At 48.9% G+C, this 24,347-nt stretch carries 29 protein-coding genes and 1 tRNA gene; 14 read left to right on the forward strand and 16 right to left on the reverse strand.

The genetic code is table 11. The annotated features are described in order from the left end of the window. Positions 1-11 precede the first annotated feature (11 nt). Together FZP57_RS09250 and FZP57_RS09255 are read right to left on the reverse strand one after the other, a co-directional pair. Positions 12-797, reverse strand: coding sequence for an AarF/UbiB family protein (locus FZP57_RS09250; protein ID WP_238337931.1), 786 nt, complete (start codon positions 795-797; stop codon positions 12-14). Further along, positions 755-1,753 carry an AarF/ABC1/UbiB kinase family protein gene (locus FZP57_RS09255; RefSeq protein ID WP_238337932.1) on the reverse strand — a complete coding sequence of 333 codons (999 nt, stop codon included), beginning with the start codon at positions 1,751-1,753 and terminating at the stop codon, positions 755-757. Before FZP57_RS09255 ends, FZP57_RS09250 begins: the two co-directional genes overlap by 43 nt. A gap of 113 nt (positions 1,754-1,866) precedes the next feature. Between FZP57_RS09255 and FZP57_RS00850 the strand changes: the two genes are divergently transcribed. Then, positions 1,867-2,922 carry a glycosyltransferase gene (locus FZP57_RS00850; protein ID WP_074358353.1) on the forward strand — a complete coding sequence of 352 codons (1,056 nt, stop codon included), beginning with the start codon at positions 1,867-1,869 and terminating at the stop codon, positions 2,920-2,922. A gap of 54 nt (positions 2,923-2,976) precedes the next feature. Here FZP57_RS00850 and FZP57_RS00855 read toward each other — a convergent pair whose 3' ends face one another. Next, the gene (locus FZP57_RS00855) at positions 2,977-4,260 is read right to left on the reverse strand and encodes an NAD(P)/FAD-dependent oxidoreductase (RefSeq protein WP_074358354.1); all 1,284 of its coding nucleotides are present in this window, start codon (positions 4,258-4,260) and stop codon (positions 2,977-2,979) included. Positions 4,261-4,383: 123 nt separating this feature from the next. Between FZP57_RS00855 and FZP57_RS00860 the strand changes: the two genes are divergently transcribed. Then, a complete protein-coding gene (locus FZP57_RS00860) occupies positions 4,384-4,632 on the forward strand; it encodes a HypC/HybG/HupF family hydrogenase formation chaperone (protein WP_074358355.1) in 249 nt (82 codons plus the stop codon). A 104-nt stretch (positions 4,633-4,736) separates the two neighbouring features. On the opposite strand, the gene FZP57_RS00865 is transcribed toward FZP57_RS00860, so the two are convergent. After that, entirely contained in the window at positions 4,737-5,240 is a 504-nt protein-coding gene (locus FZP57_RS00865) for an amino acid-binding protein (protein ID WP_074358356.1), read from the reverse strand. A 105-nt stretch (positions 5,241-5,345) separates the two neighbouring features. On the opposite strand from FZP57_RS00865, the gene trpE reads away from it, so the two are divergent. The 7 genes from trpE to trpD all read left to right on the forward strand — a co-directional run bounded on the left by trpE (position 5,346) and on the right by trpD (position 12,053). After that, positions 5,346-6,710: an anthranilate synthase component I gene (gene trpE, locus FZP57_RS00870; protein ID WP_074358357.1), complete on the forward strand. Its 1,365-nt coding sequence runs from the start codon at positions 5,346-5,348 to the stop codon at positions 6,708-6,710. Continuing rightward, on the forward strand, positions 6,707-7,285 hold the full coding sequence (locus FZP57_RS00875) for an aminodeoxychorismate/anthranilate synthase component II (RefSeq protein WP_074358358.1): 579 nt from the start codon (positions 6,707-6,709) through the stop codon (positions 7,283-7,285). The genes trpE and FZP57_RS00875 overlap by 4 nt, the downstream gene beginning before the upstream one ends. Positions 7,286-7,289: 4 nt before the next feature. Beyond that, complete coding sequence (locus tag FZP57_RS00880) at positions 7,290-8,120, forward strand: indole-3-glycerol-phosphate synthase (protein ID WP_238337933.1); 831 nt, start codon at positions 7,290-7,292, stop codon at positions 8,118-8,120. A gap of 49 nt (positions 8,121-8,169) precedes the next feature. Next, positions 8,170-8,874 carry a phosphoribosylanthranilate isomerase gene (locus FZP57_RS00885; RefSeq protein WP_074358359.1) on the forward strand — a complete coding sequence of 235 codons (705 nt, stop codon included), beginning with the start codon at positions 8,170-8,172 and terminating at the stop codon, positions 8,872-8,874. Between the two features lie 71 nt (positions 8,875-8,945). Continuing rightward, positions 8,946-10,124 carry a tryptophan synthase subunit beta gene (trpB, locus tag FZP57_RS00890; RefSeq protein WP_191216332.1) on the forward strand — a complete coding sequence of 393 codons (1,179 nt, stop codon included), beginning with the start codon at positions 8,946-8,948 and terminating at the stop codon, positions 10,122-10,124. A 37-nt stretch (positions 10,125-10,161) separates the two neighbouring features. Beyond that, positions 10,162-10,953, forward strand: coding sequence for a tryptophan synthase subunit alpha (trpA, locus tag FZP57_RS00895; RefSeq protein ID WP_074358361.1), 792 nt, complete (start codon positions 10,162-10,164; stop codon positions 10,951-10,953). A gap of 14 nt (positions 10,954-10,967) precedes the next feature. Continuing rightward, positions 10,968-12,053, forward strand: a complete 1,086-nt coding sequence (gene trpD, locus FZP57_RS00900) for an anthranilate phosphoribosyltransferase (protein WP_238337934.1) — start codon at positions 10,968-10,970, stop codon at positions 12,051-12,053. Between the two features lie 63 nt (positions 12,054-12,116). On the opposite strand, the gene FZP57_RS00905 is transcribed toward trpD, so the two are convergent. From FZP57_RS00905 to comA, 12 genes are all read right to left on the reverse strand, one after another. Then, positions 12,117-12,190 (reverse strand) — tRNA-Ile (locus tag FZP57_RS00905). 86 nt (positions 12,191-12,276) lie between these two features. Continuing rightward, positions 12,277-12,834, reverse strand: coding sequence for an adenylate kinase (locus tag FZP57_RS00910; RefSeq protein WP_074358362.1), 558 nt, complete (start codon positions 12,832-12,834; stop codon positions 12,277-12,279). Positions 12,835-12,839: 5 nt separating this feature from the next. Then, a complete protein-coding gene (locus FZP57_RS00915) occupies positions 12,840-13,133 on the reverse strand; it encodes a metal-sulfur cluster assembly factor (protein WP_074358363.1) in 294 nt (97 codons plus the stop codon). A 111-nt stretch (positions 13,134-13,244) separates the two neighbouring features. Continuing rightward, a complete protein-coding gene (locus tag FZP57_RS00920) occupies positions 13,245-14,159 on the reverse strand; it encodes a DUF5591 domain-containing protein (RefSeq protein ID WP_191216333.1) in 915 nt (304 codons plus the stop codon). Positions 14,160-14,173: 14 nt separating this feature from the next. Next, on the reverse strand, positions 14,174-15,619 hold the full coding sequence (locus FZP57_RS00925) for a glutamate synthase-related protein (protein WP_074358365.1): 1,446 nt from the start codon (positions 15,617-15,619) through the stop codon (positions 14,174-14,176). Between the two features lie 218 nt (positions 15,620-15,837). Then, a complete protein-coding gene (locus tag FZP57_RS00930) occupies positions 15,838-16,314 on the reverse strand; it encodes a TIGR00295 family protein (RefSeq protein ID WP_074358366.1) in 477 nt (158 codons plus the stop codon). A 23-nt stretch (positions 16,315-16,337) separates the two neighbouring features. Next, the gene (gene tfe, locus FZP57_RS00935) at positions 16,338-16,856 is read right to left on the reverse strand and encodes a transcription factor E (protein WP_315901950.1); all 519 of its coding nucleotides are present in this window, start codon (positions 16,854-16,856) and stop codon (positions 16,338-16,340) included. Between the two features lie 109 nt (positions 16,857-16,965). Next, positions 16,966-17,805: a coenzyme F420-0:L-glutamate ligase gene (locus FZP57_RS00940; protein WP_084531105.1), complete on the reverse strand. Its 840-nt coding sequence runs from the start codon at positions 17,803-17,805 to the stop codon at positions 16,966-16,968. 1 nt (position 17,806) lies between these two features. Then, complete coding sequence (locus FZP57_RS00945; protein ID WP_191216335.1) at positions 17,807-18,484, reverse strand: (Fe-S)-binding protein; 678 nt, start codon at positions 18,482-18,484, stop codon at positions 17,807-17,809. A gap of 16 nt (positions 18,485-18,500) precedes the next feature. Beyond that, positions 18,501-19,202 carry a GTP-binding protein gene (locus FZP57_RS00950; protein ID WP_074358369.1) on the reverse strand — a complete coding sequence of 234 codons (702 nt, stop codon included), beginning with the start codon at positions 19,200-19,202 and terminating at the stop codon, positions 18,501-18,503. A 44-nt stretch (positions 19,203-19,246) separates the two neighbouring features. After that, complete coding sequence (locus tag FZP57_RS00955) at positions 19,247-20,026, reverse strand: ATP-binding cassette domain-containing protein (RefSeq protein ID WP_074358370.1); 780 nt, start codon at positions 20,024-20,026, stop codon at positions 19,247-19,249. After that, on the reverse strand, positions 20,026-20,802 hold the full coding sequence (comA, locus tag FZP57_RS00960) for a phosphosulfolactate synthase (protein ID WP_074358371.1): 777 nt from the start codon (positions 20,800-20,802) through the stop codon (positions 20,026-20,028). Before comA ends, FZP57_RS00955 begins: the two co-directional genes overlap by 1 nt. A gap of 222 nt (positions 20,803-21,024) precedes the next feature. Between comA and FZP57_RS00965 the strand changes: the two genes are divergently transcribed. From FZP57_RS00965 to FZP57_RS00985, 5 genes are all read left to right on the forward strand, one after another. Next, positions 21,025-21,585: a pyruvate kinase alpha/beta domain-containing protein gene (locus FZP57_RS00965; RefSeq protein WP_191216336.1), complete on the forward strand. Its 561-nt coding sequence runs from the start codon at positions 21,025-21,027 to the stop codon at positions 21,583-21,585. 267 nt (positions 21,586-21,852) lie between these two features. Beyond that, positions 21,853-22,998 carry a cell division protein FtsZ gene (ftsZ, locus tag FZP57_RS00970; RefSeq protein ID WP_191216337.1) on the forward strand — a complete coding sequence of 382 codons (1,146 nt, stop codon included), beginning with the start codon at positions 21,853-21,855 and terminating at the stop codon, positions 22,996-22,998. Positions 22,999-23,118: 120 nt separating this feature from the next. Then, positions 23,119-23,298, forward strand: coding sequence for a protein translocase SEC61 complex subunit gamma (locus FZP57_RS00975; protein WP_074358373.1), 180 nt, complete (start codon positions 23,119-23,121; stop codon positions 23,296-23,298). 48 nt (positions 23,299-23,346) lie between these two features. Continuing rightward, entirely contained in the window at positions 23,347-23,826 is a 480-nt protein-coding gene (locus FZP57_RS00980) for a transcription elongation factor Spt5 (protein ID WP_074358374.1), read from the forward strand. Next, positions 23,826-24,308 carry a 50S ribosomal protein L11 gene (locus tag FZP57_RS00985; protein ID WP_074358375.1) on the forward strand — a complete coding sequence of 161 codons (483 nt, stop codon included), beginning with the start codon at positions 23,826-23,828 and terminating at the stop codon, positions 24,306-24,308. The genes FZP57_RS00980 and FZP57_RS00985 overlap by 1 nt, the downstream gene beginning before the upstream one ends. Positions 24,309-24,347 lie beyond the last annotated feature (39 nt).

Below are 24,347 nucleotides of genomic sequence, written 5' to 3' on the forward strand. Positions count from 1 at the left end.
GGGCCCTTGTATCAGTTTATCCTCCTGGCCTTTATTATCGAAACTATAAGGGCAAGGGCGATGAGGAAACTCACTGCAAATCCAAAAAGTCCAAGGTAGGGAAACTTCTGGAGTATCAGGGCTTCATTGGGGAGAACCACCAGTGATGAACCGATTATAAGGGCTGAAACAAGCAGGGCAAGTGATATCCTGTTGGTTGACCTTTCAATTCTCTTTGAGATTTCATCAAGGTTTTTATGTTCAAGTTCCATCCTGATTTTACCCTCCTCGAGCCTCTGAACGGTCCTTATTATGCTCTGTGGAAGGTCGTTGATGATATGATCCATTTCAATGAGGGTGGTTGGGGCGCTGTCAAGGACCCTCATGGGGTTCAGGCGCTGCCTTATAAGCTCATGGGTCATCTCCCATGCGACTTCCAGGCCATTGAACCGTGGATCGAGGCGTTCACCCAGATCCTCGGCCATGCTCATAACCCTTGCAAGGAGAACGAAGTCCTGGGGGATCCTTATCCCATGCTTCATGATCATCTCAGGCATTGTGAATTCTGTGAGCAGTTCCCCCACCTTCCTTATATCGGCACCATAGTAACGGTCAAGGAGGTCCATGATATCATACCTGATTTCATCGGGATCGGTTTCCTCGGTGAGGATGTTCATGTACCTCAGCTGGTTCACTATACCGTTAACATCATAGTTCATTAGGAGGATGAAGAGTTCAGCAAGGTTCTTCCTGAAAGAAGCATCAAGGTGTCCCATCATCCCGAAGTCAAGGAAACAGAGCACGTTACCCCTCTGCACAAGGATGTTCCCCGGGTGGGGGTCTGCATGGAAGAATCCATGGATGAATATCTACCCCTCTGCACAAGGATGTTCCCCGGGTGGGGGTCTGCATGGAAGAATCCATGGATGAATATCTGCCTGAAATAGCACCTGGCACCCCTCTCGGCGATGGTCCGCGCATTGAACTTAATGTCAGAGTCGAGGATGTCCGTGAGTTTAACACCCTCCACATATTCCATTGTAAGCACCTTACCAGTGGAGTACTCCCTGTACACGTAGGGCGCATAGACGGTATCATCATCCCTGAACAGTGAACGGAACCTTTCTGCGTTGTTAGCCTCCTGGTGATAGTCAAGCTCCTTCCTGATAGCTCTCTCAAACTCAGAGACTATCCCTGGCAGATTATAGTACCTTAAACTAGGAATACGATCATCCGCAAGCTTTGCAAGGTACTTCATGATTATTATATCGCTTTTGATGGTTCCTGTTATACCCGGCCGCTGCACCTTCACGGCAACAACATCACCCGACCTTAAGCGTGCCCTGTGGACCTGACCTATTGACGCTGATGCGAGGGGTTCCTCATCAAACTCAGCGAATACGTCCTCCAGGGGTTCCCCAAGTTCTGATTCAATGACGGCTTTCACGTCCCTAAAGGGGAATGGGGGGGCTTCATCCTGGAGCTTTGAGAGTTCATCTGCCAGCTCCTTTCCAACGAGATCAGCGCGGGTACTGAGGACCTGTCCCAGTTTAATGAAGGTGGTGCCGAGTTCCTCAAGAACAAGCCTCAACCTGACAGCAGCGGGCTCATGGACTTCATCCGGATGTCTTATATAGAGTTTGAGGGTCTCAAAGAACCTGTTTTTCAGTCCGACAGCCTCAAGGATGTTTCCAAACTGGTATTTTCCCATAACCCCTATGATCTCCCTGAGGCGTCCCATATCCGGGCGGGTATTATAGGGGGGCACCTTCATATTAAGCACTTATTTAATGTATCAGTATTTAAAGGTATTCAGAAGAATGTTCTCATAGAACGAGGCTGTTACCGTACAGTCAATTCAATCAATCAGAGGGTCATGGTGATTATATGAAGGCACTATTCACTGTAACAGGTCGTGGAATGGGAGGCGACGCCATAACAGCGCTTAACATAGCCAGAGCACTTGAAAAAAGAGGATTTGAATGTGAGTTCGCCCTTGACCACAGCGCCCCGGGAATCCTTTTCAGGAAGAGGAGTATTGAGTGGCACAGGGTAAGGATACCACAGGCAGGCGGCCATGCAGCAACATTAAAAAACACCATTAAGGCGGCTTTAAGCACTCTTAGGGCCGTTTACGAAACCCTGAAGCTTATAAGACGAACAGAACCCGATGTTGTTGTTGGTGTCATAGGTGGCGGTGCGATTGTCGGCTGCCTCTCTGCAAGGATTGCCAGGGTGCCTGCTGTGGGTATACTTATAACACCACTGGATGCAAGGGTCTGCACCCGCCTTAACAGGAACATAGCACTCCCTGAATCCAGTCTCTTTGGAAAAAATTACAGGGGTGTTGAGAGCATTTATTCACCAATAAACCCTGAAATAACCCGTGGAGAACCTGAAAGGGCGGTTGAAAGGATGCCCACTGACTTTGATCCGGAGAAACCGACCATTGTTTTTTCATCGGGATCATCACTCTTCAGGCTGATGGCTGAGGCGGCAGTTAAAACAGCCGAATCCGGTATTGATGCAAACATAGTCACTGTCGGCCACCCCCTGAGGGAGGAGTACATGAGGATCATCGATCATGAGGGGATAATCAACCTTGGATACATTGACTGGATCAGTGACCTCTACAGCCTGGCAGACCTTGCCGTGCTATCAGATGATGGTGTCATGGTCCATGAGGCCATAGCATTACAGGTCCCGGTCGTGGCCCTGAGGGGTGTTAAATATGGAAGGTACCATAACATGGCATCGGTATTTCCAAGCGCGGTTATCGGGGCAGGCAATGATGATGTTGTTGATGCCATATCAAGGGCCCTCAGTGATTCCGAGAATATTAAGGCGGCGGCAAGGAAGTACAGTGATGATGTTCTTGCCGCTGCAGACAGGATAGCAGGCATCATAGCAGAGGAGGCATCCAGGCGCTCCAAGGATGGCTGATGGGCTCATAGGGGTGATCAATCTTCCTTCACCTATTCTTTACTTTCATCTCCATCAGTACCTTGAGAGGAACCTCATGATCTTGTAGACGGCATCCGTTGAGGGGTGGGTTTCAATGAACCTGTCGAAATCATACAGGGATATTCCAAGCCTCATGAGGAGTGATAGGTAGGCGATACCTATCCTCGCCCCCGGTGCAACGGAGTACACACTGGCTTCGCCGCCGTCCTCCGCCAGTTTAACCCTGGTGAGCCCTGTCTTACCCTCAGGGACGCCCCAGAATGATCCGGGTCCTGCAAGTCCTGGTATTGTTGCTTCCACTCCATCAATATCACGGTTATCGATGAAGCCCACATCATAGCCGAGGGAGATGGAGCGTGGTATGTGCCTGTAGTCTATCCTCCTTTCAATCCCCGCTGCATTAAGCCCCGCCACACTGCCCTGGAGCCTTGCAATGGGGGTTGTGCCGGGTCCTCCTGTAACCTCACCTGCGGCATAAACGTTTTTTCTTGATGTTTCCATCCGGTCATTCACAAGGACAGCACCCCCCCTTCCAAGTTCAACGAATCCTTCAAGAAACTCTGAGTTTGGTTTAAGACCCGTTGCAAGAAGTGGCAGTCCCTCAATGTAACCCCTGGAGGTTTCAGCACCGAATTCATCCATACGAAGGGTGGGTGTGTCCTCAAGGATATTAACATCATCAAGGAGTTTATCGGTGACATAGACCCTTATTACAGGGTCGAGGTCATGCAGGAATCCGCTCCTTGAGACCACCGTGACCTCCGATCCGAATGATGAGAATATGAAGGCAAATTCTGCGGCTATAACTCCCCCACCAATTATAACAAGTTTCTCTGGAAGTTCAGGGATGTTGAGGATGTCTCTGTAGGTTATTGCATTCTCAGCACCATCTAATGGTGGTATCATCGGGCCTGCGCCGCTTGCAATTATGAGGCGGTCATACTGGATTTCATCGTCACCGGCAATCACACGACCATCCTCCACCATGGCCTCGGCGTATATTATTTCAACACCGGCCTCCCTGGTTTCCCCTTCTGTGACGTGCCTGATTTTGTTCAGGACATCCTTCACACCCCCTGCAATCCTGGGATAGTCAGGGGTGAAGTCAATGTCAAGCACCCCAAGGTCACGCAGGCGTCCTGCATCATTAAGGAGCCTTGCAACATCATTCAGGCCACATACAACCATGCAGCCTTCATTGAGGCATGTTCCACCAATACTATTTTTTTCAATAAGTGTAACCTCATTTTCGAGGGCAGCCAGTTCCATTGCAGCGGCCCTTCCAGCTGGACCTCCCCCTATAACAGCACAGCGCATCTGAAACACCCGGTATTAATTTTTCGATGTGGTTTCCCACAAATCTTTATATGCCACCAGTCTTTATCTATTTACTAGTGTGTATTTTTGACTGTTATCCTATAAGTTGGAGAGGGTTATTGAATGTGTATTGCAGCACCTGCTCAGATTATTGAAATTGACAGTGAGGATAATGTTGCCACCGTTGATTTTGGTGGTGTGAGGCAACAGGTTAAACTTGATCTTGTGGATGATGTTGAGGAGGGCAAGTACGTCCTTGTTCACTCAGGCTATGCAATTGAGGTGATGTCTGATGAGGCAGCCAGGGAATCACTTGAAGCCTGGGATGAACTTTTAAAGGCCCTTGAAGAAGAGGATAACCTGGAGTTATGATGCTTCAGGTGTTCACGCGAAAATAGATTTATTGATGGGCTTCCGGGCCCAGGGCACATTTTTTCACCACACTCTTTTCATATTTTTAATTTTTATGGTCCTATTCAGTAGATTGAGACTCTTTTCACACCTTTAATTTTCAGGAACTCCTTCAGCAGAAAACCGGGAATGGGTTTATCGGTTATTATGGTGAGTTTCGGGTTTTCATCAAGTTCAGGGTCCCCTGCATGGGCCTGCCTTATGCTTATACCTTTCTCTGAGATGAGCCTTGCTGCGGCTGCAAGTATACCAGGGTTCCTGGCGTTGGCCTCTATCTCAACAACCCCCAGTTCCAGGTCATCCGCCACGTTCCTCAGGAGGGAGCCTGCAGGCATTATGTTCTGGAATATGCCTGATAGTTTTTCGTCCCTGAGTATGATCTCCGCCGTTGCCCGGATGGTGCGCCTGTCAACCCCAGCAGCCCTTGCAAGGGCAACGTCACTTATCTCAACATCATCACAGTAGACCTTGCCGTTACTGTCTATCCTGAAACCAAGTTCTATGATCTTCCTTGCCACGTTCATACGGGCAGGGTACCTTTCGAATCTATGTTTTATCTGCTTCCACATACACACCACCACATCAATGTACATTATTATACAGACAAGATTTAAATAGTACTTCCATGTATAAGTACTTTGTGGATTAGTGAAGGTTGATAACCATGTACAGGAGTGAATGTTTTTGGCAGCATAAACTTAAGGAAACCCCGAAGAGAAAGATTAGAACTCGGGGACCCCTTTGAACTCTTCAGGAATGTGTACCGGAACTTTGATTCATGTTTTCTTCTGGAATCAATGGAAAGCGACACCGGACTTGCAAGGTACTCCTTCCTTGGCTTCGACCCCCGGATGATCATAAGGGCAGAATCAACCACGGTGGAGGTTGAAAGGGACGGGTCTTCGGAGTTCATTGACACAGAAAACCCCTTTGAAATCCTAAGGAACATCTCAGGAATGACCGAAAACTCCAGGGGATTCTCCGGAGGCCTGGTAGGTTACATATCATACCAGGCAGCCAGATTATTTGATAAGATCTGTTTGAGCCCAGGGGACTTCCCTGACTTCGAATTCGGACTCTTTCTGGATGGAATAATATACAACCACCTGACCGGAAACTGCACCTACATAACCCTCGGGGAAAACCGCCTTGATGAGATCAGGAAAGTCATGGGGGATGCGGTTCCCACAGGCAGACTCAGATATTCAGAGGAAGGGACACTCTTCTCAAGGAAAAGATATGAGAACATGGTCCTCGAGGCCAAGGAGAAAATCAGAAGGGGTGAAATCTTCCAGGCAGTGCTCTCAAACGCCACAGATTACCGGTTAAGGGGTGACAGGCTGGCATTCTACCAGGCACTCAGGCGGACAAACCCATCACCCTACATGTACCACCTGAAACTTGGAGAAAGGGAGATAATAGGTTCAAGTCCGGAAATGCTTGTGAGGGTTGAGAACAGGAAGGTTGAAACATTTCCGATTGCAGGTACAAGGCCCCGGGGCAGAACACCAGATAAGGACAGGAGGATTGCATCTGAACTTCTATCTGATGAGAAGGAACTTGCAGAACACCTCATGCTGGTTGACCTTGCAAGGAATGATATCGGAAGGGTGTCAGAGTTCGGATCGGTGAAGGTACCCGAGTACATGGAGATAAGAAGGTTCTCCCATGTACAGCACATACTCTCCCATGTAACCGGACGCCTAAGGAGGAACATGGATGCACTGGATGCAGTCAGGGCACTTTTCCCTGCAGGGACCGTAAGCGGAGCACCAAAGATAAGGGCAATGGAGATAATAGAATCCCTGGAGGGTGTTCCGAGAAATGCCTACGCAGGAGCCCTGGGGTACCTTTCACTCAACGGCAATGCAGACTTTGCAATAACCATAAGGTCAATGGTATGCAGTGGAAAAACAGGGAGAATACAGGCAGGAGCAGGGATAGTACATGACTCCGTGCCTGAGAATGAATACCTTGAGTGTCAGAACAAGGCAAGGGCCCTTATAAATTCACTTGAACTGGCAGGTGAGGGGTCATGATACTCATAATAGATAACTATGACTCATTCACCCACAACCTCTACCAGATGGTGGGTGAAATCTTGGAAACAGGTGATGAGGAAATCCAGGTCTTCAGGAACGATGAACTTGAAATCTCAGATGTGGAGAAACTGGATCCGGCAAAGATAATCATATCCCCGGGCCCAGGCACCCCTGAAAGAAGGGATGATTTCGGGATATGCAGGGATGTAATTAGAATATTCCATGATAGACCCATACTGGGGGTCTGCCTTGGACATCAGGGGATATTTTCATCCTTCGGGGGGAGAATAGACTACGGGGAACCTGTCCATGGAAAGATAGCACTGATAACCCATGACGGTTCGGAGATATTCAGGGGAGTCCCCAGCCCCTTCAGGGCAACAAGGTATCATTCCATCACCTGCAGCGACATTAACATCCCCCCTGATCTCAGGGTAACGGCAAGAACAGATGACGGGATTATAATGGCGGTTAAGCACGTAAAACACCCTATTTACGGGTTACAGTTCCACCCAGAATCCATAGGGACACCCAGTGGAAGGAAGATACTTGAAAATTTCCTGAGGATGTGATCAAGTGTCCAGGGTAACCATTGAAGATATCGTCAGCATGAGGAAGACAGAAATTAATGAGACGATAATGAAAAAACCACTCAGGGAACTCAAAAGGGAGATAAAGGACCTTAAGGAGCCCCCCAGTTTTCTGAGGGCCCTTGAAGGGAACAGGGCAGCCCTAATATATGAGTATAAAAGGGCGTCTCCTTCAGCCAGTGAAATTTCATTAAAGAGCCTTTCTGAGATGATGGAGCTCTTCATGGAATTTGCAGATGCAGTTTCGGTTCTAACCGAGAGGAGCCACTTCAATGGCGGTATCGAGTACCTCAGGGAGGCATCCGAATATGAAATTCCTGTCATGATGAAGGATTTCCTGGTCCACGAGTACCAGATTTACCAGGCAAGGGCTGCAGGAGCCGCTTCAGTCCTCCTGATCCCTGAAGTATACCCTGACCTTGAAGCCGGAATCGAGACCTGCAGGGAACTCTCAATGGAGCCTCTGGTTGAATGCAGGAGCGCAATCGATATCTACCGGGCGATTGAGGCCGGTGCAGAAGTCATAGGTGTGAATAACAGGAACCTTGAAGACTTCACGGTGGACCTTGAACGCACAAGGGCACTGGCACCCCTAGTCCCGGATGAGGTTATACTTGTCTCAGAGAGCGGAGTCATGGGCCCTGAGGATGCCGAGATACTCCTGAATTATGGTGCTGACGCACTCCTTATCGGGACGGCTGTAATGTCGTCACCTGAGCCGCGCGAGCTCCTTGAGGAGATAGCTGAAGTCGCAGCATTATGCAAGCCTGGAAGAAAGAGGTACGGCGGGGATGAATTCTTTGAACAGTTCGCATAAAACCGGATCAAGTTATGGGCCTTCTCGAGTAGATGTTCCGGTGAATTCTTTGAACAGTTTGCATGAACCCCCAGCCATGAAGATAAAGATATGCGGCATCACAAGGAGGGAGGACCTCCTCATGGGGCAAAGGATTGGAGCAGACCTCCTTGGCTTCATAAACATTGAAAGGTCCCCCAGAAATCTTGAGCTCAGGAAGATAAGGAAACTTTCAGATGAAGCCGGAGAGAAGGCGGTCCTTGTCCTTGAACCATCAGACCCCCAGGATGTTCCGGCTGCGGTGGAGAAAACAGGGATTACAAGGATACAGTTACACTCGGTAAGCGCCTCCGATCTTAACAGGATAAAGGGAATCCTCCATGATGAGGGTATCATGGCGGAGATAACCGTGGCTGTGTCACCTGAAAGGGATTCATTTAAGGATATACTGGAACTCACAAGGAAATCCTCAGGGATACTCCTTGATTCTGCCATTAAGGGCAGGACAGGGGGCACAGGCAGAAGGCTAAGGGAATCCGCAGCCCTCAAGCTCCTTGATGAGATCCGGAGGAGGAACCCGGCAGTGAGGGTGACCCTTGCAGGGGGCCTTACACCGGAATTCGTAAAGAACAGGATGGCCTACGTATCAAGGTTCGACTGCCTTGACTTCAACTCAGGCATTGAGAGGGCGCCGGGTATAAAGGACCATGGAAGGATGATCCAGCTCATGGATGTAATCCGGAATGTTCGGACAGATCCCGTAGGGAATGAATGAATCCTGATCTCTGATCAGAAGGTTGAATGAACAGGAACTTATGCGCTATCTGACCTAATGAGGTGTTTATCATGATAATGGATGGAAAATTTGGAAAATTTGGAGGAATATTCGTCCCCGAACTCCTGATCCCCGCCCTTGAGGAACTGGAGTCAGCTTTCCTCCGTTACAGGGACGACAGGGGATTCGTATCGGACCTTGAATATTACTTGAAGGAGTATGCAGGAAGACCCACGGGCCTCTACCATGCACGCAACCTCTCAGAGAAACTTGGATGCAGGGTTTACCTTAAAAGGGAGGACATGCTCCACACAGGGGCCCATAAAATAAACAACACCATAGGCCAAGCCCTCCTTGCAGGCTACATGGGCAAGGAACGCCTGATAGCCGAGACAGGCGCCGGCCAGCATGGTATAGCAACGGCTGCTGCAGGGGCCCTCTTGGGGATGGAAGTGGATGTTTACATGGGCACGGAGGATGTTGAGAGACAGAAACTCAACGTCCTCAGAATGGAGGTCTCGGGTGCAAGGGTCATCCCTGTTGATTCAGGATCAAGGACCCTCAAGGACGCCATAAACCAGGCAATGAGGGACTGGATAAGTACAGTGGAGAACACCCACTACCTTATAGGGTCAACCATGGGCCCGCACCCCTACCCCACCATGGTTAAACACTTCCAGAGCGTAATAGGAAGGGAGGCCAGGGAACAGATACTTGAACTTGAGGGAGAACTCCCCGACACCGTAATAGCTTGTGTTGGGGGTGGAAGTAATGCTATGGGGATATTCTCGGCGTTCATTGATGATGATGTGGAACTCATCGGTGCAGAGGGAGGAGGGCACGGAATTGAATCAGGAAACCATGGAGCAACCCTATCTGCCGGTTCTGAGGGCATACTTCACGGTTCGCTATCATATGTACTCCAGGATGGCGATGGACAGATAAGCGAGGCCCATTCGGTCTCGGCCGGCCTTGACTACCCTGGCGTCGGACCCGAACACTCTCACCTGATGGAGACAGGGAGGGCAAGGTATGAACCCATTCTGGACGATGAAGCTCTGAGGGGCTTTAAACTTTTATCAAAGTATGAGGGGATAATACCGGCACTTGAAAGTGCACATGCAATCGCATGCCTTGAAAAGTATGCGGCTAAACCTGAGAATAAGGGTAAAACGGTTATTGTTAACCTTTCAGGGAGAGGTGACAAGGACATGTCCATTGTGGCAGGCCTGATGGGGGTGGCTCTATGATTCATGCAGCTCTCCCCCGCCCCATTGAGGTGATACCATGAATTATGATGAAATGTTCCGGAGTCTGAAGGGATGCGCATTCGTCCCCTTCACCGTTGCAGGCGACCCTGACCCTGAAACATCCATTGAGATAATAAGGACAATGGTGGATGCAGGGGCCGATGCCCTTGAAATCGGCTTCCCCTTTTCAGACCCGATAGCAGACGGTACAAGTGTCCAAGAGGCAGATATAAGGGCACTGAAGGCAGGCATGACGACGGAGAAGTGCTTCAGGATCATAGAGAAGGTCAGGGAGTTCACCTCAGTACCGGTAGGCCTCCTTGTTTACTATAACCTCATCTACCATATGGGTGTTGATGAATTCTACAGGAGGGCCGCGGAGGCAGGGGTAACAGGGATACTCGCAGCGGACCTCCCGCCTGAAGAGGCTTCAGATGCGATCAGGGCCGCTGAAAAATATGGCCTGGACCAGATATTCATAGTGGCCCCCACAACTGATAATGAACGCCTCAGAAGGATTTCAGAGAACTCCTCAGGGTTCCACTATCTTGTATCGGTGATGGGAGTTACCGGTGCAAGGTCAAGGGTTGAGGAGAGCACCATCAACCTTATAGAGAGGGTGAGGAGGGAAAGCAGACTCCCTGTGATGGTAGGATTCGGTGTTTCAAGGCCAGAGCACGTTAAGAAGATAAAGGAAGCAGGTGCGGATGGTGTCATAGTTGGAAGCGCGATAATAGACATTATATCCGAAAACCTTGATGACAGGGACAGGATGCTTCAGAGGATACATGAAATGGTTAAACTGATGAAAAAGGCAACTGAAGATTGATCAGGGGGATTTTAATGATTGAAATGGCTGAAAACAGGAAAAGGAGCTTTAAAGAACTCCTTGAGGGGGTCATGGACTTCAGCAATCTCAGTGAGGATGAGGCCTATGGACTCATGGAGATGATAATGGAGGGTGAACTGGATGATGTCCAGGTGGCAGCCATCCTCACAGCCCTTGCAATGAAGGGCGAAACCGTTGAGGAGATAACGGGTTTTGCAAGGGCCATGAGGGATGCTTCCCTCCATGTTCACATCCCCGGCTCCATGAAGGTTGTGGATACCTGCGGGACAGGGGGTGACAGATTCAGGTCCTTTAACATAAGCACCGCGGCTGCAGTAATAGCCGCGGCTGCAGGGATGAAGGTTGCAAAGCACGGTAACAGGGCAGTTACAGGGACATGTGGAGGTGCGGATATACTGGAAGCTGCAGGCGTGAGGATTGAACTTGAACCAGGAGGGGTTGAAAGGTCCATCAGGGAACTTGGCATTGGCTTCATGTTTGCACCGGCCTTCCACAGGGCAACTGCAAAGGTTAGGGGGGTGAGGGAAAGTCTGGGTATCAGGACGGTCTTTAACATACTTGGACCCCTGACCTCCCCTGCATCTGCAGGCATACAGCTCCTGGGTGTCTTTGACCCCTATCTTGTCGGACCGGTGGCTGAGGTCCTTAGAAATCTCGGGGCAGAACGTGCAATGGTTGTCCATGGATTTGACAGCTGCCTAGAGCCTGCAATGGATGAAATATCAACTGCAGGACCCACACTTGTAGCATTCCTTGAAGACGGGAAAATAAGAATTGAAAGACTGGAACCTGAAGATTTTGGTGTTGAAAGGGGTGTTCTTGAACATCTAGGGGCTGGTGAAGATCTGGAGGAGAACCTCAGGATATTCATGGATGTAATTCAGGGAACTGAGACCACTGCAGAACAGAAGTCACGGCTTGACGCGGCCCTTGTAAATGCCGGTGCCATACTCTACCTTGCAGGGATGGCCGAAACCCTCCCAGGTGGAACTGGAATAGCACGGGAAACAGTAAAGTCAGGTGCCGCGGTGAGGTTACTCAAAAAATTTGCAGATTTCACACAGAAGATGCGAGTGTGATGGGTTTTGGTTTAATTGGATATGGGTTTTGGATGTCTCTATTGGCATAGAAACTGTTATGGATGGGCCCGCTGGGATTCGAACCCAGGGCCTCACGGTTATCAGCCGTGCGCTCTAACCACCTGAGCCACGGGCCCATATCAACTCTTAAGAAATAGGGGTGATTCCAACTTTTGAAGTTCATCATATATATGCTTTTCTATCATCCTGTACAGTTAGTCTTTCAGCGATCACCCAGAGATTCTATGATCCCGATGATCTTTTTTGCGGTTGTTTCAGGGTCCCTGTGGCTTACTATGCTGAGGGCGGAGCCCTTGAGGGCTGCACATACAGCCATGGATAGCCTCAGCATCTCCATATGCTCCCTAAGGCTTTCGGGAGTTTCGATTATCCGCTTCCTTGTATCGGCCATCCTCCTTTCAAGCACAGTCAGGGGGTCCGATTCAAGGATTATGATGAGATCCGGATCTATAAACTCCACAGGAAGGGATACTATGTACCCCTGCGGGGACTGGTCAAGGCCGTGGAGATCAACGAGAACACACCCGGTCCCCTGTATCCTGCTGGCGGCTTCAAGCCAGATGCCGTGCTGGTCCTCAAGGGGGAGTGAAAAGAGCTCCTCCCGGGTCCCTGCCATGGACCTCTCAGTGGCGATCTTAAGCATCAGGTCCCCGTAATTAATGTACCTGTGCCGGATCCTCCCTGAGAGTATCCTGCAGACGGTGGTCTTACCGGCACCCGGCACACCGACAACTGCAATGGTTTCAGGGAAACATGACATGAAATTTATTTATTGACCATTTCACTTATGGCATCGGCCATCATGTGTCCTTCCACGGTTATCTCGGCCCTGTCTATACCCTCAACCTGTTCCGCAACGTTCCTAGCATCCATGGCCATCCTGGCGGCGCTCATACAGCCAGGGTTTGTTGGCCTTATGGTTATCTTTGCAATGGTCTCATCCTTCTCATCAATCTCAATGTTTTCAACAAGACCCATCTCCACTATGCTTATACCCATGTGGGGGTCGGCTACCTTTTTAAGAGCTTCCTTAACCTTTTCCAAGAGTTCTTCTGACATCATTATTACCTCAGATGGTATTTTGATAATCACTGCAGTGATTTTCTATTATCAAAATGAATATTTAAAAGTGTTTATTATTGGATGCGCCCATGTAATCAGGGTGAGCATTCACGTTTTCTTTCTTCGCCTCACCCTTACGGCAACACCCCTTCCGGCCCTCAGCATCTCCTCCCCACTGAGAACGGCCCTGCCGACACCCACAGCATCGCCACTGTACATTATAACAACTTCATCCCCGGGTATAATGTCAGGGTCGGCGTCACTGACTCCAGGGGCAAACAGTGTCCCTGTCTCGAGCTTGAAGTCTATTTCAACCCATTTAAGGTTCAGATCACCCAAAATGCGGCCACCTTCAAGGGCAAGGGAGAACAGACCACGGTCCATCATCAGTGTGCAGATTTCAGTCCCGTCAGAATTCAGGACCTTCTTATGAGACCTCCCGGTGACCCTGCAGTCTTCAGGTATGAGTTTTTCGCCTCCCCTTCCGAACTGGTAGACTGCAACCGAGCGCAGCATGTGGAGCATCCGTTCCCATGGCCTGTTCCTGTCATAACCTGAGAGGGCATCCTTAAGTTTAGCCAGGGCCCCGGGTGAGGTGGGCCTTGCATCCATGGCGGTTGGTGTGAAATCGTCAAGGTATTCCATGCATACCTCCAGGTATCCACCATCAACATGGGCTATGACGCTGGCATCACCAACATATTCCCTGAGGACCTCACCAACAACCCTTTTCTCTTCATATGACCATTCACCGGTGGTTGAAACATCATAGGATGATATGGGGTATGTGTTTTCCATCTCCCTGGGGCATATTCCAAAGGGTGATGTGAGTATAAGCTCCTGAAAACCCCTTGTAACCTTCATGAATGTTCTGTGGGATTTTGAGGTGGAGTAGGGCTTCTTCATGCTGCATGGGAGTATCACGATAACATCACCCAGGGGTTCAAGGAGCCTCATCCGCTCCCGCCACCTTACAGCCTCAGGCCGGTGTAGTGATTCTTCAATTGAACAGAGGACCTTCATTTTTCATGTCACCTTCAGTTACCGTTCAACCATCTTGTGCCTGTGAGCTCAGCGGTCTCCCTGGTGAGGGCCACAAGGTCTTCATGGTTGAGTTTTTTAACATCATCCTTCCCCACGATCCTTGCAAAGTCTGCAATTTCATGGTTCAGCACCTTTATATAGTTCTTCAATCTCTCAGCAGCCTCCTCAGGGTTCATGTGCCGCAGCAGGCTGGGATCATGTGTTGTTATACCTGTAGGGCATTTACCTGTGTGGCAGAGCCTGTGCTGCTGACAGTTAATGGCTATCAGGGCGGCTGTGCCTATATAAGCAGCATCGGCACCAAGTGCAAGGCATTTGGCAATATCTGCACCTGTCCTCAGGCCGCCGCCGGCAATCAGGGACACCCTGTCTCCAGAGCCCTCATTGATAATTGTTTTAACGGCCCGGGGTATGGCTGCAACCAGGGGGATCCCTGTATTGTCCCTTATATGGGGGTTAACTGCACCGGTACCTCCGCCGAAGCCATCCAGGCTTATGAAATCAACACCTGCTTCAATCAGGGTCCTGACATCATCTTCAACATTCCCACACCCTATTTTTGCACCCACAGGGGCTCCACGATTCAGGCTCCTGAGCCATGAAACCTTTTCTGCAAGCTCCTCAGGGTCCCTGATGTCAGGGTGATGGGCCGGTGAATAGGATCCCTCACCCTCTTCAAGACCCCTGACCCTTGCAACGTCCCTGCTGATCTTCTCTGGTGGAAGATAACTCCCCTTACCAGGGTAGGCCCCCTGACCGAATCTTATCTCTATGGCAGCAGCCTTTCTGAGTATATCCTCGGTGATCCCGAACCTCCCTGTTGAGTACTGGACTATGAGCTGCCTGCCAGCCTCATTGAGTTCATATTCAAGGACACCGCCCTCCCCTGAGTTGAAGCCTATCCCGAGATCCCTGGCAGCAGATGCAATGGCCTGCCTTGTTTTCCTGGAGACAGCACCGTAACTCATTCCACTTATCATTACAGGTGAACTGAGCTTCAGGGGCCTTCTGGAATCCTTACCGATAATTATTCCGGTGTTAACATTTTCGTCAGGGTTAAGGGGGATCTCTGAAACCTGAGCCGGTATAAAGTGGAGGTCATCAAGGCCAACAGGAAGTCTTTTTTCAGATCCCATGGATTCAACGACGCTTTCACCGCTCTCTGCAGCCTTTTTTATATGGATTATCTTCCTGTAATCCGCAGGGTCCTCGGATGATCGTCTCCTGCGCATTCTTATACCATCATAGGGTTCTGTGTTGCAGAAATAGAGTTCTTTAAGGTCGTATTCCCTGTATATCTCGCAGGATGCGCATAGACATCCCATCTCATTAACCTCGTACCTGCTACTTCCCCGGGCACAGAAGAGGACCTCCCCATCTCCATGATCAGGGTAACTGGGACATCGCGGACACAGACACTCCTTCTTCTCATCCTTCATTATTAACCCCCACTAGAATGATCTTATATGATTCTTTTTTTGGCATCATAATATTTGTAGTATATGCAGCGGTCTTTCAGGGAATTTATTGGGAAGTCTTTATCGGTCTGAAATGTTGTTCTTTGAGCTGGCAACATTTAAAGGTTTTTCTTTGCACCGAGTCCGTGTTTTAATAATGCTCTGGGTTCTGCAGTGGACTCAGAAAAGTCATTCTAGGATTAGCCCAGAAGCTCGGCGTGGAGTTTTTTAAGCCTTTCTATTGATGGATGGTCCTTGCCGAGGCGTCTGCTCCACTTTTCTATCACAAAATCAATATCAACCTCTTCTGAACCATTCAGGAGGTTGTCTGCATGGGCAACAATCTTCTCCTCAAGGGTCTCGGGCATGTAATCCCCAGGGGGGAGTCCAAGGGTTTCGGCTTCATCAGGGGGTATGCCGGCTCCAACATGCCTTTCAACTATCCGCACAACCTCCGGTGGATAACCAAGGTCCCTGAGTATGCGGGCGCCTTCAACTGCATGGTCAACTCCGCTGCTCACCGAACGACCGATATCATGCAGCAGGGCCCCGGTTTTAACAAGCTCCCTGTCAACGGGCAGGTTCTCAGAAAGCTCCATGGCCTTTTTTTTAACTGCAAGGGAGTGTTCTATGACCCAGTCGGGACAGCCCACACTTCTAAGTAGCTGGATGCTCAACAGGACACCTGCAATGAATCTTTCTATGAATTCATCCCGGGGTCGGGGCCTCCATCAAAACCGTTGTTCTCATAGAGGCTGAGCTCGTGTTTTATCTGCTGTATTATTTCAGAGTTGTCCATGAATTCCATTTCAGAGCCGCACTCGGGGCAGGTGAAGTTCTCCTCAGCGGCCTCATCAAAGGTGAACCTGTAGTGGCCGTTTACACAGACAAAGAACATGTTGTTCTCCTCGAATGCAAGGGCCTCCCTGAGCTTTTCCACGATCTCACTGTGCTTCTTCTTTATCATTTCAGTGACCTTCCCTGGTTCAAACTTCCATGTGTAGGTGTACCACTGTGTCTCGGGGTCCTTGCTCCGCCGGTAGCTTGCAACACCGGCATCATAGAGTTTGTAGAGCACCCTTCGAACTATGTTGAGCTTGAGCTGGGTCTTCTCTGATATCTCCTCGTCTGTAACGGTTCCCTCCATGAGACACTTCAGGACCGGCACTGCCTCTTCTTCTTCATCTTCGGTGATAATTTCATGGATCAACTCTTGCACTGCCTGTTCATCAACCAATTGAAATCCTCCAGCATTGAAAAGTAACTGCACTGATTGTGCTAAAATCTTCTGGCGCACATCCATTTATGTAGGTAATCCTATTTAAATTTTATAATTCCGGCCTCACTATGATGGCAGGTGTATGTTCAACGGATTCAAGCATCTCAGCAGTGATCCTCCCGGGGCTTTCCTCCAGTTCCTCAGCCATTTCATAAACAGTGCTCCTTGGACCATGACTCATCTGATAGGATTCAGCAACAGATACCACTTCAAGGAGGGTTTCAACATCAAGGCGCCTTGATGATGCCAGTGGTGTGGGCCATGACCCTGATGAGAACCTTCCTGCAAGGTAGCCAAGAATTCCGGTATCATGTATTATTCCGGGTGCGGCCACAGGGAGGGCTGTGAAGTACCGGCCCAGGAGCCTGTAGGTTGCATCGGTATCGGCTATGACCACGGTAACTTCCCTGTCGAAGTCATCCATCAATTTATCAGCGACCCTCCGGGCAGCTTCGGCTGGATTCTCAGGTAAAAGAGATACAAGGGTCCCGGGGACATTGCTCAGGTCTATTCCAGCCTCTGATGCAGGTTTAAGGGCGTGTTTAAGGCCGTAGTATCTGAGGACAACCTCCTTATGGGACCTTGCCTCTGGAGGCAGTCTCCTCAGGTTTCTTATGGTTCTTTCTTTAATTCCAAGGAGTGGTCCGAGGAGATACCCCCAGATGTACTTTGACCAGATATCGGCAAGAAAGATTGCAAGGAGGGATGGTTCGAACTCTGACTCATCAACAAGGTCTCCCTGGGCAACCGAGACGGGGGTTTCGGATATGACAAGAAAATCGCCGTCAAGTACCAGTTCACCGGCCCTCTCCACGATCATTGAGATACCCTCACCGGGCCTGATGTAGCCTGTCTTTACGGGTATTGCAGAGTATTTCATTGAAGGCATCCTATCTGGCCTTTACTGGAGGGGCCCATACCTTGAGGTCGATACCCTCTATTATGGCCCTTTTACCTTCAATCTGCACCACCACTCCTGAGTGGACCTTCTGCATCATACAGTGGGCCGGGAGAAAACGGACCGTTTCACCTATATTGGGGATTTCACCCTCTATGATGCCCTCGAAGCCCCCCACCATGCAGACACCAACATCCTTGAATTCAAAGTCCTCCCTGCCCAGGCGGTGGCAGGGACCCACGATGTGCACCGTTATCAGTCCATGGTTCTCATCTATTATCTCTGCGAAGTGGGTTATCGGACACCCCAGGGGCCTGTAACGTATCACATCCCCCTTTTTGAGTTCCATGCGCGTGAAGGGGAAGAGAACCTCCCTGCAGGAGTTTTCTTCAGGGAGGGGTTTCAGTATGAAGTCTGCCTCGTAGCCGTCGAGGACGCCTATTATTTTTTTCTCTTCAGGGATCACGTTCTCCTTTCTAAGAATCTCCTGGAGCCTTTTAAGGTTCTCTGAGAATAACTCCTGGTACATGAAGTGGCATCGGTCGACCTCAGTCCGGCCCTTGAGGAGGGCTGCGGCGTATTCATCGCAGCGAGCATAACCACATATACCGCAGTTGTAACCTGGAAGCAGATCCGTGATGGTATCTCTAAGGGATTTATCTCCTGGCATTTAAAAGATCCTCTCCTTATTCTCCTTCATAGCTCTGGAAACCATCTATCCTCCGGAGTATTCCCCGGTGGTGCCTTTTGTTCACCCTTGTCTCACCCACACAGAGGGTGCAGACAGCCAGGGGTGCTGAGTGTCTCAGTTCCTCATTCTCCAGAGACACCTCATGGCTTTCTATCATTTCATCTGCAAGTTCAACGCATCCCTGTCCGCTCAGACCGTTGGCCTCGATTATCTTGGCTGATGGATTAACTTCAAGTATACGTTCCCTGAATATTTCCCTCTCGGCCTGGGATATCATATCCCCCTTTGTTACAACTGCAATGTCTGCTGTTGAGAGGAAGGGCCCCACCTTGAGGGGTGTGTTGGGACCGCTTGTTGCATCGATTACGCATACTCCAAGACAGTTCTTTGTGTAGGGTGCGCATCGGTGACAGAGCCCTGCGGTTTCAATTATGAGAAAATCAGATTCATTGGCATCAGCCCATTTTATCATGTCATCTATGTTGTATATGGCGTAGTGGTCCGGGCACATGTCCATTGATAGACCAACAAGGGTCGGCACACCTATCCTTTCAAATTTCCTGTCATCATCTGTGTACAGGCAGTCTATCTTGACGACGGATGACTTCAGTCCCCTTGACTTGAGGCTCTTAAGTGCGTGTATGAGCACCGAGGTCTTCCCGGATCCCGGTGTTCCAGCAACAATTACCATTCTCATAGGATTCACTTCTCATAAGGTTTGTGGTGGATTGGGTTCTGCTCTTATGTTTTTATTATGTCCGTGAGGTCTATGCTCTCCACGAGTTCGCCTCTCCTCACCTTTTCACGGAGGCTCAGCATGAGCTCATCAATCTTGTTGAGTTCCTTGGATATCTTCTTCTCTGCGGGGGTTGTTTCAACTATCTTCTGCATACCCCCATGCTTCATGACTATCCTCTTATCCGTCATTAGGGCAAGGACAGGGTCGTGGGTTACAACTAGGACTATTTTACCGTGACCTGCAAGCACATTGAGGGCGTCATGTTTTCTTATACCGGCATTCTCGATTTCATCAATTAGTACGATTGGGGAGTCGCTGATTATGGCCACATCTGCAACCATGAGGGCCCTTGACTGCCCCCCGCTCAGGATGGTGAGGTCATTCTCCTTTTTTATCGGCTCGCCTGTCAGTGTATTTGCAAGTTCTATAACCCTGTCAACACACTTTTCACTGGCCCCCCGGCACTTGGCGTGGAGGCTTAGGAAGTCGCCCACGGTCATATCCGCAAGAAAGTTCATATTCTGGGATAGCTGGGCAACCATCTTCTTCCTTGGATTTGTACGGTCCTCGTAGGTCGGTTCTTCATCATTCACAAGGATCTTTCTCTTTGAGAAGGTGTCCTCCTGGGCCAGCTGCTCTATGTCCCCTATGAGCGAACTCTTACCACTGCCGGTGGGACCGACAACACCAAATATTTCTCCTTTTTTTATTTCAACCTTTTCCACAGGCTCTTTTTCGCCGTATTTGTCGTAGCCGCCAATTACCATGATTTTCTCTATCATTAAAGATTCACCTTTCCGAGAGTGTCTCCCCTAAGGCCTCTTCGTATGGTTTCAAGGGCTGTTATCTCTTCGGGGGGTATGTTTCCAAGGTTCACATCTGGACCAATTTTTAAAATGAAATAAACCTGCTGATTTTTCTGGGGAGCTTCCCATATTATCCTATCTGAGGGGAGTTTTTCAATTAGATAATTAACTTCATCCTCTTTAACGTTTCCATTACTGTCATATATACCTATGTTCTGCCCGCTCTCCCTGGCTTCCATCAGCACCATTGATGCCCCTGCATTGAGGTCTTCAGAGACGAGTTCCACACGTTCTTCAGGGTCAAGCTGGCTGTCAAGTGCAGGGTCCTTTTTACCAACTTCTGATATGACATTGAAGCCAGTGTCCACGGCCATCTCAATGAAACGGCATTTTTCATCGTTTGAAATGTTAACGGTCCCGTTGGATATTTCAAGTGTTTTAAAGCCAATTTCACCGGCCTCTTCAAGGTACTCGGGAACCATACCATTGATGTATGCGATTTCAAAGAGAGTACCGCCGGGGTAGGCTTCAACATTGAATGAACGATACATCTCCACCTTTTCCATTACAATATCGCGTCTGTGGAGGGGAAGGGTTCCCCACCCGAATTTAATGAAGTCAACGTAATCTGATGATATTTCCATGAGGTCCCGGGCTGCCTGGAGGCCCATTCCCTTATCAAGGACCATGGTTATCCCGGCTTTCCGGGGTTTTCCACCCCGTGGGGGTGTTAGAAAATTAAAGGCGTTCATCTTATCACCTTCATGCGTGGGTTGGAAGAAACCATTTACTTGGTAGTTGCTATGTTCCCTGCTTTATAAAAACTTTTATAAGGGACATATTATCAGAATTCTCTTTTTACTATCCTTATAAAAAATTTATTCTGATAACTGATATAATTAATGCTGCATATATAAACTGTCAGGTGGCATCTTGTGGAGAGCATGCTACCTGAATGAATGAGGCTGGTACCTATGATGGGTAAGATATGCTACTTTGAAAGTCCGGGAAAGGAAAACACCGAGAAGGTTATTGAACTTGTGAAGGAAAGGGCAGCTGAGCTGGGGATCAGGAACTTTGTGGTTGCATCTGTCTCAGGTGAAACAGCCCTTAAATTATCTGAGAGTGTTGAGGGAAATATTGTATCTATAACGCACCATGCAGGCTTCAGGGAGAAGGGAAAACTTGAACTCGAACCTGAGATGGAGGAAAAGCTCACCAGCAGGGGAGTCAAGGTCTATGCAGGTTCACATGCCCTCAGCGGAGTGGGGAGGGGTATTTCAAATAAATTTGGCGGTGTAACCCCTGTCGAAGTAATGGCAGAGACCCTCAGGATGGTTTCACAGGGATTCAAGGTATGCGCTGAAATATCCATCATGGCTGCAGATGCAGGCCTAATACCTGTGGATGAGGAGGTCATAGCCATCGGGGGCACTGCATGGGGTGCTGATACAGCAGTTGTTCTAACACCGGCCCATATGAACAGCGTATTTGATCTAAGGATACATGAGATCATTGCAATGCCCCGTCCATGATCTTTAAGGTGTACTGGGGGCTGATAACTGCCTCTGGTGAGAAATTCTTTTTATCACAGGGGTCGTGAATCCACCGTCTTCCGGTGCCCATGGCCCCACAGTAAATTCATTTCTGGCCCCAACCTTGAGGCGGTATTTTCATAGGTCACAGAACCCGATTTTTATTTTGAAATAGGAGCGATGGCTCCATCAGTGGCAGAATAACCGTTGCTTTTAAATATATCTTATTACGATAACATATCTCATAGATAACTGTGGGGGTAGCAATTGAAATTCATTAACGATGCCATAAAGGAATCTGAAAAAAGGGAAAAACCACCTTCCAGCTCAATGAATTCAGACATCGACAGTGAACTTAGGGAAATAATTGAAAACAGCAGGGCAAGGATATATGTTGTTGGGACAGGTGGCGCGGGTAACAATACCGTGACAAGGCTCAGTGAGATTGGTGTTGAGGGTGCTGAAACAATAGCCATCAATACAGATGCACAGGACCTCTTCTACACGGTATCTGACAGGAAACTGCTCATCGGCAGGAATGTCTGCGGAGGTCTTGGGGCCGGAGGCATCCCTGAAGTTGGAGAGGAGTGCGCAGAGGAAAGCGAGGATGATATTCGCAGGGAACTTGAAGGGGCAGACATGGTTTTCGTTACCTGTGGCCTTGGAGGAGGTACAGGAACAGGTTCTGCACCCGTAATATCGAAGCTTGCCAAAAAGGCAGGTGCACTTACCATAGCCGTTGCAACAATGCCCTTCAGTGCTGAAGGTCTTAAAAGAAGGGAGAACGCTGAGAAGGGCCTTGAGAAGCTCCAGAGCGCTGCGGACACCGTCATCGTCATACCCAATGACAAGCTCCTGGAGGTGGCACCCAACCTGCCCCTTAACAAGGCATTCATGGTCGCTGATGAAATCCTTGGAAGGGCGGTTAAGGGCATAACAGAACTGATAACAAAACCGGGACTTGTAAGCCTGGACTTTGCTGATGTGAGGAGCATAATGAAGGGTTCAGGCATGGCAATGATAGGCATGGGTGAAGCGGAATCCGGGGACAGGGCCCTTGAATCTGTCTATGAGGCCCTTAACAGTCCACTGCTTGACCTTGACATATCCAATGCTAAGGGGGCCCTTATAAACATCTCTGGAAGCTCCGACCTCACACTCCAGGAGGCAGAAAGGATAGTTGAGGTTGTTGCAGAGGAACTGGACCCTGATGCAAACATAATATGGGGTGCCCAGATCCAGGATGAACTGCAGAATGTCATAAGGACAACCATAGTGGTGGCGGGTGTGAGATCACCCTACATATATGGTTCCCATGCTTCTGCAGAGAAGGAATTCATTGAGGAAAAACAGCGCGGTAAGGATTCAGTTGATGAATCTGTACTGGAAGAATTTATAGACGGAGTATTCTGATATCTCTTCCAGCCACCCCCACTTAATGAAAACATTTATAAATCTTGAGTGATAGAGTACTCTATCACTCATCCCGACCCGATCCTTGTTTTTATAATATTACGTTAGCGGGGATAAATCATGAAATACAAGGAGTCTATTCTGAATTTTATAAAACAGTCAAAAAGAGTATTGAAGGTTTCCAAAAAACCCACAAGGGAAGAATATATCAACGTGTCAAAGGTAACGGGTATAGGTATAATAATAATAGGAGTTGTTGGTTTCATAATCAGTATCATTGCCCAGCTTCTCGGGCGCTGACTGCATGCTCATATTACAGTGAATTATATATATAAGGTTGTGTTCTTAATGGAAGATAGTAAAAATTCCATATACGCCCTTAAGACCTCTGTGGGTCAGGAAAAAAACGTGGCCAGAATGCTGGCCAGGAAGGTCAGGGACAGCGGTATTGAGATAAACGCTATTCTCGTCCCGGAATCACTCAGAGGATATATTCTGGTGGAGTCCTCATCAAAAATTGACATGAGAAACCCTGCGATAAGGGTTCCCCACCTCAGGGGTGTTGTGGAAGGTAAAACAGAGGGCGAAGCCGAGATAGAATTTGAAGAGGTTAAGAGATTCCTTAAACCAGAACCAATAATATCCTCCATTAAGAAGGGCAGTATCGTTGAACTGATATCAGGTCCATTTAAGGGTGAGAGGGCCAAGGTTATACGTATAGATGAGTCAAGGGAGGAGGTTGTCCTTGAACTCATAGAGGCCGCGGTCCCGATACCTGTAACTGTTAAAGGTGATCAGATCAGAATAATACAAAAGGAGGCTGATTAATGGCTAAAGAAACCGTTGAAATTCTTATTGATGGTGGAAAAGCCACTCCAGGACCACCTCTAGGTCCTGCGATTGGTCCGCTTGGAATTAACATGATGCAGGTTGTTGAAGAGATAAACAGGAAAACCGCAGACTTTGAAGGGATGAAGGTTCCTGTCAAGATCATCGTGGACAGCGACACAAAGGAGTTCGAAGTTGAAGTGGGAACACCACCAACAACTGCACTGATCATGGATGAACTCAAATTAGAGAAGGGGTCACAGGACCCTGGAATGGACAAGATAGCGGACATCTCAATGGAGCAGATACTTAAGATTGCAAGGATGAAATTCGATGCACTGCTATCCAATGAATACAAACAGGCAGTTAAGGAGATTATGGGTACCTGCGTGAGCATGGGCATAACCGTTGAGGGTAAGGACCCCAGGGAAGTCCAGAAGGAGGTTGACCAGGGAGCCTACGATGATCTCCTAACATCATAAAAATTTATAAATCTTGAGAATCACATAACTAAACCTACC

Origin of the sequence: Methanothermobacter sp. THM-1, assembly GCF_009914355.1 — an archaeon.
GTDB lineage: Archaea > Methanobacteriota > Methanobacteria > Methanobacteriales > Methanothermobacteraceae > Methanothermobacter > Methanothermobacter wolfei.

Excerpts from the sequence above, each read along its gene's own strand:
- FZP57_RS00945 (WP_191216335.1), bottom strand. The coding sequence starts at position 18,484 with ATGCCAGGAGATAAATCCCTTAGAGATACCATCACGGATCTGCTTCCA.
- FZP57_RS00985 (WP_074358375.1), top strand. The coding sequence starts at position 23,826 with ATGGCTAAAGAAACCGTTGAAATTCTTATTGATGGTGGAAAAGCCACT.
- FZP57_RS00955 (WP_074358370.1), bottom strand. The coding sequence starts at position 20,026 with ATGATAGAGAAAATCATGGTAATTGGCGGCTACGACAAATACGGCGAA.
- FZP57_RS00940 (WP_084531105.1), bottom strand. The coding sequence starts at position 17,805 with ATGCCTTCAATGAAATACTCTGCAATACCCGTAAAGACAGGCTACATC.
- FZP57_RS00850 (WP_074358353.1), top strand. The coding sequence starts at position 1,867 with ATGAAGGCACTATTCACTGTAACAGGTCGTGGAATGGGAGGCGACGCC.
- FZP57_RS00975 (WP_074358373.1), top strand. The coding sequence starts at position 23,119 with ATGAAATACAAGGAGTCTATTCTGAATTTTATAAAACAGTCAAAAAGA.
- FZP57_RS00950 (WP_074358369.1), bottom strand. The coding sequence starts at position 19,202 with ATGAGAATGGTAATTGTTGCTGGAACACCGGGATCCGGGAAGACCTCG.
- FZP57_RS00910 (WP_074358362.1), bottom strand. The coding sequence starts at position 12,834 with ATGTCATGTTTCCCTGAAACCATTGCAGTTGTCGGTGTGCCGGGTGCC.
- FZP57_RS00855 (WP_074358354.1), bottom strand. The coding sequence starts at position 4,260 with ATGCGCTGTGCTGTTATAGGGGGAGGTCCAGCTGGAAGGGCCGCTGCA.
- FZP57_RS00860 (WP_074358355.1), top strand. The coding sequence starts at position 4,384 with ATGTGTATTGCAGCACCTGCTCAGATTATTGAAATTGACAGTGAGGAT.
- FZP57_RS00865 (WP_074358356.1), bottom strand. The coding sequence starts at position 5,240 with ATGTGGAAGCAGATAAAACATAGATTCGAAAGGTACCCTGCCCGTATG.
- FZP57_RS00915 (WP_074358363.1), bottom strand. The coding sequence starts at position 13,133 with ATGTCAGAAGAACTCTTGGAAAAGGTTAAGGAAGCTCTTAAAAAGGTA.
- FZP57_RS00980 (WP_074358374.1), top strand. The coding sequence starts at position 23,347 with ATGGAAGATAGTAAAAATTCCATATACGCCCTTAAGACCTCTGTGGGT.
- trpB (WP_191216332.1), top strand. The coding sequence starts at position 8,946 with ATGATAATGGATGGAAAATTTGGAAAATTTGGAGGAATATTCGTCCCC.
- trpD (WP_238337934.1), top strand. The coding sequence starts at position 10,968 with ATGATTGAAATGGCTGAAAACAGGAAAAGGAGCTTTAAAGAACTCCTT.
- FZP57_RS09255 (WP_238337932.1), bottom strand. The coding sequence starts at position 1,753 with ATGAAGGTGCCCCCCTATAATACCCGCCCGGATATGGGACGCCTCAGG.
- trpA (WP_074358361.1), top strand. The coding sequence starts at position 10,162 with ATGAATTATGATGAAATGTTCCGGAGTCTGAAGGGATGCGCATTCGTC.
- FZP57_RS00920 (WP_191216333.1), bottom strand. The coding sequence starts at position 14,159 with ATGAAGGTCCTCTGTTCAATTGAAGAATCACTACACCGGCCTGAGGCT.
- FZP57_RS00925 (WP_074358365.1), bottom strand. The coding sequence starts at position 15,619 with ATGAAGGATGAGAAGAAGGAGTGTCTGTGTCCGCGATGTCCCAGTTAC.
- FZP57_RS00875 (WP_074358358.1), top strand. The coding sequence starts at position 6,707 with ATGATACTCATAATAGATAACTATGACTCATTCACCCACAACCTCTAC.
- FZP57_RS00965 (WP_191216336.1), top strand. The coding sequence starts at position 21,025 with ATGATGGGTAAGATATGCTACTTTGAAAGTCCGGGAAAGGAAAACACC.
- comA (WP_074358371.1), bottom strand. The coding sequence starts at position 20,802 with ATGAACGCCTTTAATTTTCTAACACCCCCACGGGGTGGAAAACCCCGG.